General features: G+C 60.1%; 11 protein-coding genes. 8 read left to right on the forward strand and 3 right to left on the reverse strand.

Annotation, left to right across the window (positions count from 1 at the left end; genetic code table 11):
- Positions 1-5: 5 nt before the first annotated feature.
- Positions 6-473 carry a hypothetical protein gene (locus ACE3SE_RS18930; RefSeq protein ID WP_131355047.1) on the reverse strand — a complete coding sequence of 156 codons (468 nt, stop codon included), beginning with the start codon at positions 471-473 and terminating at the stop codon, positions 6-8.
- A gap of 27 nt (positions 474-500) precedes the next feature.
- A complete protein-coding gene (locus tag ACE3SE_RS18935) occupies positions 501-1,397 on the reverse strand; it encodes a LysR family transcriptional regulator (RefSeq protein WP_131355050.1) in 897 nt (298 codons plus the stop codon).
- A 315-nt stretch (positions 1,398-1,712) separates the two neighbouring features.
- On the opposite strand from ACE3SE_RS18935, the gene ACE3SE_RS18940 reads away from it, so the two are divergent.
- The 3 genes from ACE3SE_RS18940 to acs all read left to right on the forward strand — a co-directional run bounded on the left by ACE3SE_RS18940 (position 1,713) and on the right by acs (position 5,730).
- A complete protein-coding gene (locus ACE3SE_RS18940; RefSeq protein WP_045847092.1) occupies positions 1,713-2,024 on the forward strand; it encodes a DUF485 domain-containing protein in 312 nt (103 codons plus the stop codon).
- Positions 2,021-3,700: a cation acetate symporter gene (locus tag ACE3SE_RS18945; protein WP_199101310.1), complete on the forward strand. Its 1,680-nt coding sequence runs from the start codon at positions 2,021-2,023 to the stop codon at positions 3,698-3,700. The genes ACE3SE_RS18940 and ACE3SE_RS18945 overlap by 4 nt, the downstream gene beginning before the upstream one ends.
- 65 nt (positions 3,701-3,765) lie before the next feature.
- Positions 3,766-5,730 (forward strand): acetate--CoA ligase, encoded by a 1,965-nt coding sequence (acs, locus tag ACE3SE_RS18950; RefSeq protein WP_062790801.1) that lies wholly within the window; start codon positions 3,766-3,768, stop codon positions 5,728-5,730.
- Positions 5,731-5,883: 153 nt separating this feature from the next.
- On the opposite strand, the gene ACE3SE_RS18955 is transcribed toward acs, so the two are convergent.
- Positions 5,884-6,801, reverse strand: a complete 918-nt coding sequence (locus tag ACE3SE_RS18955) for a bestrophin family protein (protein ID WP_374555305.1) — start codon at positions 6,799-6,801, stop codon at positions 5,884-5,886.
- 122 nt (positions 6,802-6,923) lie between these two features.
- Here ACE3SE_RS18955 and ACE3SE_RS18960 point away from each other — a divergent pair, with 122 nt between their 5' ends.
- From ACE3SE_RS18960 to ACE3SE_RS18980, 5 genes are all read left to right on the forward strand, one after another.
- Positions 6,924-7,679: a substrate-binding periplasmic protein gene (locus ACE3SE_RS18960; protein WP_374555303.1), complete on the forward strand. Its 756-nt coding sequence runs from the start codon at positions 6,924-6,926 to the stop codon at positions 7,677-7,679.
- A gap of 106 nt (positions 7,680-7,785) precedes the next feature.
- On the forward strand, positions 7,786-9,636 hold the full coding sequence (locus ACE3SE_RS18965) for a DUF294 nucleotidyltransferase-like domain-containing protein (protein ID WP_374555301.1): 1,851 nt from the start codon (positions 7,786-7,788) through the stop codon (positions 9,634-9,636).
- A 97-nt stretch (positions 9,637-9,733) separates the two neighbouring features.
- Positions 9,734-10,285: a hypothetical protein gene (locus tag ACE3SE_RS18970; RefSeq protein ID WP_374555299.1), complete on the forward strand. Its 552-nt coding sequence runs from the start codon at positions 9,734-9,736 to the stop codon at positions 10,283-10,285.
- Positions 10,282-10,857 carry an electron transport complex subunit RsxB gene (gene rsxB / locus ACE3SE_RS18975; RefSeq protein ID WP_374555297.1) on the forward strand — a complete coding sequence of 192 codons (576 nt, stop codon included), beginning with the start codon at positions 10,282-10,284 and terminating at the stop codon, positions 10,855-10,857. The genes ACE3SE_RS18970 and rsxB overlap by 4 nt, the downstream gene beginning before the upstream one ends.
- Positions 10,854-12,679: hypothetical protein (locus tag ACE3SE_RS18980; RefSeq protein WP_374557484.1), on the forward strand; the 1,826-nt coding region annotated here is incomplete at its 3' end. The genes rsxB and ACE3SE_RS18980, both read left to right, overlap by 4 nt.

Below are 12,679 nucleotides of genomic sequence, written 5' to 3' on the forward strand. Positions count from 1 at the left end.
ACCAATCAGGGTTTTTGCCGACGCAGTACCCGGCGCATGTCGCGGGCGGCGTTGAGTGAGGCGGAGGAGAAGCTAGTGGCGGCAAAGTGGCCTACCTGACGGCTCATCTTGCTTACGGCATTGCCAGAACTTTGCCCAAGCTGCAGCGCCTGTTTCATCACGGTGAATGAGGGGTGGTTACCGGACTGCTCCAGCTGGCTGAGCAGGCGCTTGTGCATGTCATTGAGCGACTTTTCGGTTGCCAGCATCAGGTCTCGCTGGTTGTCCGCATGTGCCTGCATCAGGGACACACTGCCAAGCAGACTGCTGTCGATGCGGTTCTGCAGTTCGCCTTCCGGCAAGGCCGGCCCTTGCAGCCATGCAACGGCCCAGCTGATACAGGCATCCTGCTGGGCATCCAGCAAGCGGCGCTGGCTGAGCTCCATGGTACGCAGATAACGCTCGAAAGCACTGGCAAACCATTCGTAGGCCATGGAAGATCCTTGTCGGTGAGGCGGGGTTCAATGCGCGGTGGCGGGGCTGAGTTCCCAGACGCGAATCAGTTCGTGCAGCAATGCTTCCAGTATGGGGTCGCCAACCCGGTCTGATGGATAAACGAATTGAAGCTCAGCCAGTTTGCGCACACCTGGCACAACCGTCAACCGCCCGGCGGCTTCCCATTCCAGCGCCTCTTCCTCACGCGCCAGTGCCACACCGACGCCACAGGCGACAAGTTCCAGAATGGAAGCCAGATTGTCGCTTTCTGTCACCTTCTTCGGAGAAATATTCAGTTCACGCCACAGTTCTGCAGTGATCTTGGACAAGCTGGAAAACTGCGACAGACCTATCCAGGGCAAGCGCCCCAGGTCTTTGTGATTGTGAATGTCAATACGGTTTTGCCAGTTGTGTGGCATCACGATGCGAAACGGCAAATTGGTCAGCAGGACGGTATTGACATTGACGTAGGGGTTTTTGCCCAGATAGAAGCCGGCATCCAGTTCCTTTTTGCGCACCAGGTTGAGCACCTCGCCCGTGACCCCGTGTTGCAGGCGCAGGTCCAGCAGCGGGTACTTTTCCACCAGGGCGGCCACCCACTGCCCCATTTTCAGCGTCGCCGGGGTCAGGGTCAGCCCCACCAGTGCCTTGCCACCGGTCTGTCCTTTCAGGGTTTTGGCGTGATTCAGTATTTCCCGGGCCGAGGCCAGGATGGATTGCGCCTGCGGCAACAGTTCCTGCCCTGCACGCGTCATGGTCACCCCACCGGCAGTCCGTTCAAACAGCGGCATGCCAACTTCTTCTTCCAGCGCCTTGATCTGTGCGGTCACGGCAGGCTGGGACAAATGCAGCAATTCGGCGGCCTGGGTCAGATGCCCTTGCTGGGCCACGGTGACAAAGGTCCTCAACTGATAGATTTCCATGTACGACCTGTTCTCTCTGCCTGTAGTAAATGAACTACATTTTTCTGTTTGTACGACATGTTCTGCTGCCTCATTTTGGCTTCAATAGCACATCTTCCACAACATTTTCCGGTATTCCCACACAAAAAAACCGCACAAACCACAGGGGAAATGGAGCAAAAATACCATTGCAACTTGTTGTTTTTTAATATTTTTTGCAACGCAACATCGACATGACAAATTTTGCTGATCAAAAAAAGCGATTAGCGGTGCCCAGCTTTCGTCCCTTATGTTTCATCCAGCGGTCAGACGATCGTTACGACAAAGGAGGATGCAATGAACGAGGACGTACTCAAGAAAGTACAGTCCAACCCGAAGTTCAAAGAGCTTGTTCACAAGAAGACAAGCCTGGGTTGGCAGCTCAGCATCGTAATGCTGGCCATTTACTATGGCTTCATTCTGATTCTGGCATTTTCACCATCAACGCTGGGTGCTCCGCTCGCCCCCGGCATGACCATGACTGTTGGCATCCCGGTAGGGATCCTGATCATTCTTTCTGCTTTCGTGCTGACCGGCCTGTACGTGCGCAAAGCCAACGGCGAGTTTGACCAGCTCAACCGCGAGATCGTAGAGGAGGCACAACAATGACAAAACGCACTGGCTCTCTCGCTCTGGCAGCCCTGACCCTGTTTCCTGCCCTGGCTTTCGCCTCCGGCGCCATCGAAGGTGATGTGAAGCAACAGGCCACCAACTGGCACGCCATCATCATGTTCGTGGTGTTTGTGGCCTTCACCATGGGCATTACCTACTGGGCGGCACGCCGTACCCGTTCTGCTTCGGACTTCTATACCGCCGGTGGCGGCATCAGCGGTTTCCAGAATGGACTGGCCATTGCCGGTGACTACATGTCGGCAGCCTCCTTCCTGGGGATTTCCGCCATGGTGTTCGACAAGGGCTATGACGGCCTGATCTACTCCATGGGCTTCCTGGTTGGCTGGCCGGTGATCCTGTTCCTGGTGGCAGAACGTCTGCGTAACCTGGGCAAATACACCTTTGCCGACGTGGCTTCCTACCGCCTGCAACAGACCCCGGTACGCTCCTTTGCAGCCACTTCCACCCTGGTAGTGGTGGCCATGTACCTGATTGCCCAGATGGTAGGTGCCGGCAAGCTGATCCAGCTGCTGTTCGGCATGAACTACTCCTCTGCCGTAATCATGGTGGGCATCCTGATGGTGTGCTACGTGCTGTTTGGCGGCATGCTGGCTACCACCTGGGTACAGATCATCAAGGCCGTACTGCTGCTGTGTGGTGCTTCCTTCATGGCCTTCATGGTGCTGTCCACCGTTGGCTTCAGCCCGGAACTGATGTTCGAGAAGGCAGTTGCCGCTCACGCCAAGCACGCTGCCATCATGGCCCCGGGCAAGGCTGATCCGGTTGACTCCATTTCGCTGGGTATGGCGCTGATGTTCGGTACTGCAGGCTTGCCGCACATCCTGATGCGCTTCTTCACCGTGTCTGATGCCAAGGAAGCCCGCAAGTCGGTGTTCTACGCCACCGGTTTCATCGGTTACTTCTACATCCTGACCTTCATCATCGGTTTTGGCGCAATCATGCTGGTACTGAACCAGCCGGGCATGATGGAAACCATCACCAAGGATGGCAAGCAAATCACCCAACTGGTTGGTGGCAGCAATATGGCCGCCATTCACCTGGCCAATGCGGTTGGCGGTGACATGTTCCTGGGCTTCATCTCTGCTGTTGCCTTCGCCACCATCCTGGCCGTTGTAGCAGGTCTGGCCCTGTCCGGTGCCTCTGCCGTCTCGCACGATCTGTACGCTTCGGTTATCAAGAAGGGCAAGGCGAACGAAGCTGACGAAATCCGCGTATCCAAGATCACCACCGTGGCACTGGGCGTCATCGCCATCGTGCTGGGCCTGGTGTTCGAGAAGCAGAACATTGCCTTCATGGTTGGTCTGGCCTTCTCCATCGCGGCTTCCGCCAACTTCCCGGTACTGTTCCTGTCCATGTTCTGGAAGGGCCTGACCACCCGCGGCGCAGTAATCGGCGGCTTCATCGGCCTGGCAACCGCAGTGGTGCTGATTGTTCTGGGACCGGCAGTATGGGTGGATGTGATGAAACACAAAGCCGCCCTGTTCCCGTACAAGAACCCGGCCATCTTCTCCATCACCCTGGCGTTCGTGACCACCTGGCTGTTCTCGGTGACCGACAACTCCAAGTCTGCTGCTGAAGAAAAGGCCAAGTTTGATGCCCAGTTCGTTCGCTCCATGACCGGCATCGGCGCCTCTGGCGCTTCCAAGCACTAATCGTTACACCTGGGGCCGCATCCTGCGGGATGCGGCTACAGCAAGACAAAACATAAGGAGAAGTTATGTCCACCCTCGAGTCCATTCTGAAAGAAACCCGCAGCTTTCCGCCGTCCGATGACTTCCGCCACAAGGCCACTGTATCCGGCATGGAGGCCTACAATGCGCTGTGCGAACAGGCTGATGACAGCTACCTGGCTTTCTGGGGGGACCTGGCACGCGAGCTGATCACCTGGAAAAAACCCTTCTCACGGGTACTGGATGACAGCAATGCACCTTTCTTCAAATGGTTTGACGATGGTGTGCTGAACGTCTCCTACAACTGCCTGGATCGTCACCTGCCGCTGAACGCCAACAAGATCGCGCTGATCTTCGAAGCGGATGATGGCGAAGTGACCCGGGTTACCTATTCCGAACTGCACCGTCGCGTTTGTCAGTTTGCCAATGGCCTGAAGAGCCTGGGCATTGCCAAGGGCGACCGTGTGGTCATCTACATGCCGATGGTGATTGAAGCCATCGTGGCCATGCAGGCCTGCGCCCGTATCGGTGCCATCCACTCTGTGGTATTCGGTGGTTTCTCCGCCGGCGCGGTACGCGACCGTATCCAGGATGCCGGCGCCAAGCTGGTGATTACCGCCAATGAGGGCCTGCGCGGCGGCAAGACCGTTCCGCTGAAGGCCACCGTGGACGAAGCCCTGGCACTGGAAGGCTGCGAGTCGGTACAGAACGTGGTGGTTTACCAGCGTACCAATGGCGGCGCACAGTGGACCGACGGCCGCGACGTATGGTGGCACAAGCTGGTGGAAGGCCAGGCCGAAGCCTGCGAACCGGAATGGATGCTGGCGGATGACCCGCTGTTCATCCTGTACACCTCCGGCTCTACCGGCAAACCGAAAGGCATCCAGCACAGCAGCGCCGGTTATCTGCTGGGCGCCATCAACAGCTTCCGCTGGGCCTTTGACTACAAACCGAATGATGTGTACTGGTGCACCGCCGACGTGGGCTGGATCACCGGTCACTCCTATATCTGCTACGGCCCGCTGGGCATCGGTGCCACCCAGGTGGTATTCGAGGGCGTGCCGACCTACCCGGATGCCAGCCGCTTCTGGCGCATGATCGAACAACACAAGGTCAGCATTTTCTACACTGCACCGACCGCCATCCGTTCGCTGATCAAGCTGGGCAACGACCTGCCCAAGCAGTTCGACCTGTCCAGCCTGCGCCTGTTGGGTACCGTGGGCGAGCCGATCAACCCGGAAGCCTGGATGTGGTACTACGAAGTGGTGGGCGGTGGCCGCTGCCCTATCGTGGATACCTGGTGGCAAACCGAAACCGGCTCGGCCATGATTGCGCCGATTCCGGGTGCCGTACCCACCAAGCCGGGTTCTTGCACCCTGCCGCTGCCGGGCATCATTGCCGACATCGTGGACGAATCCGGTGCACAGGTGGAACCGGGCCGCGGTGGCTTCCTGGTCATCAAGAAGCCTTTCCCGTCGCTGGTGCGTACCATTTGGAACGACCCGGAACGCTTCAAGAAAACCTACTTCCCGGAAGAGTTCAACGGTCAGTACTACCTGGCTGGCGACTCGGCCAACCGTGACGAAAACGGCTATTTCTGGATCATGGGCCGTATCGACGACGTGCTGAACGTATCCGGTCACCGTCTGGGCACCATGGAAATCGAATCCGCGCTGGTGGCCAACCCGCTGGTGGCCGAAGCCGCTGTGGTGGGCAAGCCGCACGAAGTGAAGGGTGAGGCGGTGGTGGCCTTCGTGGTACTGAAGGGTGCCCGTCCGGAAGGCGACGAAGCCAAGAAGATTGCTGCCGAACTCAAGAACTGGGTAGCCCACGAAATCGGCAAGATCGCCCAGCCGGACGACATCCGCTTTGGCGAAAACCTGCCCAAGACCCGCTCCGGCAAGATCATGCGCCGTCTGTTGCGCTCGATTGCCAAGGGCGAGGAAATCACACAGGACGTTTCGACGCTGGAAAACCCGCAGATTCTGGGCCAGCTGCAAAACCCCATCTGAATCAGTTCAGGAGCACACTGACCTTGAGCCCGGTGATTTCACCGGGCTTTTTTTATTGCCCGTAGTATCGGTCTCTAACTGCAACAGCGGTGACCAGCAAGGTCGGGCAAGAACCTGGCATCTCCACGGCAACAGCTTTCCTGATGGATGCGCTTAGTGCAGATACACCCCTTGCGGCTTTGGCGCTTCCACCGTCACTGGCAGGCCCTGCATTTCGCGCACGGCGGATTCGATGGTATGGCACAGGGCAGCCAGTGGCAGGTCATTACCCTCACGACCAAACGGCTCTTCCAGTTCTTCGCCAATCACTTCCAGCGCGAGGTATGTGTACGCAATGAATACGGCAATGGGAGGCGTCAGCCAGCCTATGCTGCTGACCAGGCCCATCGGCAGCAGCAAGCTGTAGATGGTGACCGTGCGATTAAGCAAGACGCGATAAGTATAAGGAATAGGCGTGGTGTCGATGCGCTCGCAACCGCCCAGGATTTCCGACATGGTGTCCAGCTTGCGGTCCAGCGCCTGCCATTGCCACTCGTTCAGGCAACCCTCGCGCTGCAACTGCTGCACCAGCTCTCCCAGCCGACGCAGGATGATGGCCGGCGCAAAGCAGGCTGCTTGCACCTCGTCCAGCAGGCCGGGGGCAATCAGGCGCTGCAGATGCTGGCAATCATCCTCCCGCCGCAGCTGGGCCTTCAGTGCATAGGCAAAGGCACAGAGCAAATCTGCCGCCTCGGCAGTCAGCGAATGTTTCGGTACGGCAGACAACAGCAAGCGGGTGATGGAGCGATTGACAATCAGCAGGCCACCCCACAATTTGCGGGCTTCCCAGAAGCGGTCGTAACTGACTGAATTGCGAAAACCCAGAAAAATGGCCAGCGACACGCCAAGCAAGGTGAAGGTGGGAATGCTGAGCGCAGAATCCGCATGGGTGCTAAGCCACCAGTGGCGGGCACCGGCTGACATGACGGCAATCAACAACACCAGCAACAGTCGTGGCATGATGCGCGGCAGGACTGAGCCATGCCAGACAAACAGCAAGCGAAACCAGCTCAGGGATGATCGGACAATCATGAAGCAATATCAGCCAATGATGTTAAAGCCGACATGATAAGCCATCGTCACGCATGCTGCAGTGCAAAATACGACTCAGCGATTTCACTTGTCGCCCCGAGGGCAACAACTACAGTAAAGAGATGAAACGCATTCTCCCTGCCCTGTCGATCCCGCTGCTGATGCTGTGCTCGGCCTTGCCCGTGGCACAGGCAGGCACACTCACCATTGCCTGTGAAGATAATCTGCCACCATTTTCCAGCGAGGCCGGCGGACAGCCGCACGGCATCGTGGTTGATGTCGTGCAGCTGATCATCCGCCAACTGGGCTTGAGTGAAACGGTGCACCTTTATCCGTGGAACCGGGTATTGACCATGGGCCTGAATCAGCCCAACACACTGGTATGCGCCATGGCCAGAACACCGGAGCGGGAAGATCGCTTTCAATGGGTAGGCGAGGTCATCCACTCGCCGCCGGTGTTATTGATGCTGACCGAAAATGGCGGACGCATTCCCCGTAACGGCAAACTGGCTGACTATCAGAACTACGCGATTGGCGTACTGCATGGTTCATATCAGGAAAAATACCTGCAAGAACACGGATTCACCCATCTGGAGGCCTTTTCCTCGTATCGCGAGGGCTACCAGATGCTGCGCGCCAAACGCATCACACTGTGGGCGGCCAACCAGCTGACAGCCTATTCCACCGTACAGCAAATGCATGACCAACCCGGCCAGGTGCTGCAGACCGCCTTTGTGTTCAAGCAACTGCCCCAGGGCATGTCCATGGCATTCAGCCTGGGAACACCAGCCTCCACGGTAGAGGCATTCCGCCAGGCACTGGAACAGATAAAACGCGATGGCCGTTACCAGCAGATCCTCAAACAGAACAGTGAATAGCATGACCGGCCACTGAAGCGGGCAAAAGCACTGCGACGGATTTCCCCAATATCAGTCGGGTCTGGCCAGCTTTATATTGAACCCATCACAGCGCAACCGGCAGACCATGACCACGCCCACTCCATTCCCGGCAGACTGGCAACCATTGCTGGTGCATGAACCATTTGCCGTCATGACAGCGGAACAGCTCCAGCTACTGACCCGTTATGGCAAGCGCCAGTATTATCCTCGCGGCAGCAGCTTGCTCAATCCCCAGGCAGGGCTAGCCACGCAGTTGTTCATCGTGCTGGAAGGCCAGGTACTGGCCGAGGATATTTACAGCGGCCAGCCGTTTGCCATGCTCAGCCAGGGAGAAATGTTTCCGCTGGGTGCCCTGCTGGCGCAGCGACCGGTCACCAACCATTACCGTGCGGACAGCGACTGCATGGTGCTGTTGTTACCGCATGCGGCCTTTCTGGAGCTATGCCGTGCCTCGTCGGCATTCCAGCAGTTTTGCACCCAGCGGCTGGCCAATCTGCTGTCCCGCGCCAGACAACAACACCCCGCCGCGCTGGGGGGACAGGGCCTCAGTCTGCATACCCCGCTGTCAGCGGTCATCCAGCGGCCGCCCGTCACTTGCCGGCCCGATACCGCACTGCGCCCCTTGCTGGAATTGATGCAGGACCAAGGGGTTGGCTCGGTGGTGATCACCAGCCCGGAACAAAGACTGCTTGGCCTGTTCACCCTGCGCGACCTGCTGTCCGCCCATCTGGCCGGACGGCCGGACGACACCCCGGTGCAGCAATTGATGCGCCAGCCCAGCTGCATCCTGCCGCCTACCGCGCTGGCCAGCGAAGCCATGCTGGCGCTGGTGCAAAGTGGTGAGCGCCATGTGATGGTATGCGAGGGCAGCACACTGGTCGGCATTGTTTCGGAACATGACCTGTACCGTCTGTCGCGGCTGGACATGAAGGAAATGCTGCAACGGCTCAGCCGATGCGACAGTACTGCCGCCCTGTCCGGCGTGGCCGCCACCTTCCGCCGCCAGGTGGTCGCCCTGTTCCGCCAGGGCATGGATGCCGATGCCAGCACCCGCTTGCTCAGCCTGTTCAACGACCAGTTGCTGACCCGGCTGTGCCAGCTGCATCTGGCAGAAGCCGGGCTGGATGATGTGGAAATCTGCTGGCTGCAGTTTGGCAGCAGTGGTCGTCAGGAAAATACCCTCTCTTCGGATCAAGACAGCGGCATCGTGTTTCACAGCAGCAAGCCGTTGCTACAGCACCAGCTGGCCTTGCAACTGCCCGCCATTGCACAGGGCATCTGTTCCGCACTGAGCGCCTGCGGCATACCGCTGTGCCGCAACGGTGTGATGGCAGGCAATCCCAGCCACTGCCTGTCACTGGATGACTGGAGCGACACCTTTATCAGCCAGTTGATGCAGTCGGACGACAGCGCCGGACACATCGGCCTGTATCTGGACTTGCGCCCGGTGTGGGGCAATACCGCGCTGGGCCTGGAGCTGGCCAGCCGGCTGCGCCAGCGCGCCGCAGACCGTCAGGTATTGCAGGCACTCAGCCGCAACGCCCGCCGCTATCAGGCACCGCTGGGCTGGAGCGGACGCCTGCAAACCGATGAAAATGACAAGCTGGACCTGAAAGCCGCACTGGACTTCTTTGTTGACGCCGCCCGCATCATGGCCTTGATGGCTGGTTGCGCCGCAGGTCGCACCAGCGAGCGCTTTGCCGCTGCCAGCCAGCTGCCCGGCCTGGACAGCAGCGATTGCCAGTCCTTTGCCGACAGCGCCCGTTTCCTGCAGGATTTGCGCCTGCGTCACCAATTGGCCTGCCAGGACAATGCGGCCGGGCTGGACAGCCTGATCGACCCGCGCCAGCTCAGCACCCTGGACGCCCGCATCCTGAAGGAAACCTTGCGCCAGGCGCGCAAACTGCAAGCCTGGCTTGGCCGGCAACTACCCTGAATGCTGGCTGAGGGCCATGGCCTACCCGCAGCAAGGTTGTGAAGCAGGCCCGAAACCCGGATAATTTTGCGGTTTTGCTTTCCGGATACTCTGCGCCATGAATTTCGGGCTCTACCTGCCGCTGCTTGCCCTGATGGCCTGTCTGCAACATTGCCAGACCGGCAGACAGCGTGCCATCAGCCTGGCCTGGCCTGCCGCAGCCGCCATGGGGCTGACCCTGCTGATCAGCCAGTTGCTGGGCAATCTCGGCCTGGCGCTACTGCAGCCCCTGACCGGCCCGACGCCGGGGCTGCCTGCCATCATCATCCTGCAAAGTGCCAGTGCCCTGTCGCTTGCCTGGCTGCTCAACAACAAGGCAGGCAACGCCAGCCGCGCACTGGGCCTGCGTCCGGGCTGGCTGCTGGCCAACAATCTGCTCTTGAGCCTGCCGGGCAGCTGGATGGCCCACGCGCCTGCCAGCATGGGCAGCAGCATGCAAAGCCTGTTGCTATCGGTCTTGCTCAGCCTGTTACTGGCTGTATTTGCCTGTTTGCCAACCCGTCTGGCACGTAGCCGCTTGCCTGCCATGCTGCGTGACCTGCCCGCCCTTTGGCTGTGTGCCCTGCTACTGGCACTGGCCCTGCACAGCCTGGGAGCCCGACTGTCATGAATATCCTGTTCCTTATCGCCTTGCTGCTGCTGGCTGGCTGGCTGCTGCGCAGCGTGATGACCAAGCGCCGGCAACAAGCGCAAGATGCCGATCCGCGCCCGCTGGTCGAACAGATTGATGCCATCCTGCCGCAAACCCAGTGCGGCCAGTGCGGTCACGCCGGATGCCAACCCTATGCCGCCGCGCTGGCCAAGGGTGAGGACAGCATCAACCGCTGCCCGCCCGGTGGCGAGGAAGGCATACGCAAACTGGCTGCACTGCTGCATACCGACTACCTGCCCTTTGCGTCAGACGCCCCGCCCAGCAAACCCAAGGCCGTGGCGCTGATTGACGAAAGCACCTGTATCGGCTGTACGCTCTGCATTCAGGCCTGTCCGGTAGATGCCATCCTGGGTTCGGCCAAGCAGATGCACACTGTACTGGCAGACGAATGCACCGGTTGCGAACTCTGCCTTGTTCCCTGTCCGGTGGATTGCATCAGCATGCGTCCGGCCACCAGCAGCCCGCACGACTGGCGCTGGGGCTACCCGGTGATTGCCATCAAGGCCGTCAAGCACGAGGCAAGGTCATGAGGCGTTTTCTCTCCTTGCCTGGCGGGTTCAAGCTGCCTTTGCCCGACCGCAAGCATGACAACACCGCTGCTACGACCCTGCCGCTGCCAACGCGCCTGCTACTGGGCCTGCAACAGTGCCTGCCTTGTGTGCAGCCTGGCCAGCAAGTCCTGAAATACCAGCGCCTGGCCGATGCAGACAGTGAATACGGTGTTGCCCTGCATGCCCCGACATCCGGCCGCATCATCGCCATCCAGCCCCTGGCTCAAGCCTTGCCCGGCGCACCACTGGCCAACACCCTTGTTCTGGAAGCGGATGGCCGGGATGAAGCCCTGCCGCTGCAAGCAGGCGACCCGTCCCTGCTCACGCCGCTCAGCCTCGCCCTGCAACTGCAAGACATGGGGGTCGCGGGCAATCACGGCCCCCTGCTGCCGCTGGACTGGGCCATGCAGCCACATGCACTGTCCCTGCTGATCATCAATGCGGTAGAAGACGAGCCCTGCCTGACTGCCACCTCCAGCTTGCTGGAACAGCAAGCCGATAAACTGGTGGCCGCCATTGCCATGCTGGAACAAGTCCTGCAGCCCGGACGCATCGTGCTTGCCATCAGCCACACCGGCAGTGCCGAGGCTGTGCAGGCAGCCGCCAGCCAGCACAGCTGGCACATCAGTACCATCAATGCCCCCTATCCGGCGGCGGATGAAACCACGCTGACCCGCCAGCTGGCCAGCCCGGCAGAAACAGCACACTGCCTGTGTCTGCCAGCCGATGCCGTGGTGGCCGCTGGCGACGCCATCCTGCATGGCCAGCCCTGCATCAGCCGCTTTGTTACCCTCGACGGCAAGCTGGAACGGCCAGGCAGCGTGCAGGCGCTGCTGGGTACTCCGCTGAGCCATCTGTTGAACTTTGCCGGTGCCAGTGCCGATTGCGCCATTACCCATGGCGGCGGCTTGCGTGGCTATGCACTGCCAGTCGATCAGGCAGACACGATGGGGTTGCACTGGCATAGCCAATGCCTGCAAGCCCGCACGCCGGATACCACCAGTGGGCAACAGGACTGCATCCGCTGCGGCGATTGCCTGCGCATCTGCCCCAGCAAGCTGCAAGCACAGGAGCTTTACTGGCATTGCCAGCAAAACAATATGGAAGAAGCCAACGCCTGGGGCCTGCAGGACTGCACCCTGTGCGGACTGTGCGATGCCGTCTGTCCCAGTCAGCTTCCCTTGCTGGATACCTTCCGCCACGCCGCCTTGCAGTATCAGGCGGCACAGCAACAGCAGCAGCAGGCCGACCTGGCCAGGCAGCGCCATCGCTTCCGCCAGTTCCGGCTGGAGCGGGACAAGCAGGAAAAAGCCCAGCGACTGGCCGCGCGCGCCGCCGAGCAGGCCGCCAAACGCGAACAGGCTGCCACCGCAGCGCAGCCGGAAAGCAAGGCCTCACCGGCAGCAGCCGACAAACAAGCCGCCATTGCCGCCGCCATGGCCCGCGCCGCCGAGCGCAACAGCCAGCATCTGGAAAAACAGTCCACCGGCGCTGCGGACAACACACAAGCAGATGCCCGCGCCGCTGCTATTGCAGCCAGCCGGCAGGCCGCCATTGATGCAGCCATGGCCCGCGCAGCAGCCCGCAAGGCTGCGCAGGATGCCGCCAAAGCTGCCCGCACCGCTGGCATACAGGATAGCCCTGCAGCAACAAGCCATGACAAACAGGCCCTGATTCAAGCCGCCATGCAGCGTGCCGCCGCGCAAAAAGCAGCACAGGCCACAGCAGCACCGGCCGGCATGGATGCGGACAAGAAGGCCCTGATCGAAGCCGCCATGCAGCGCGCCGCCGCGCAAAAAGC

Source organism: Aquitalea pelogenes, assembly GCF_041914625.1.
In the GTDB taxonomy this organism is placed as follows: domain Bacteria; phylum Pseudomonadota; class Gammaproteobacteria; order Burkholderiales; family Chromobacteriaceae; genus Aquitalea; species Aquitalea pelogenes.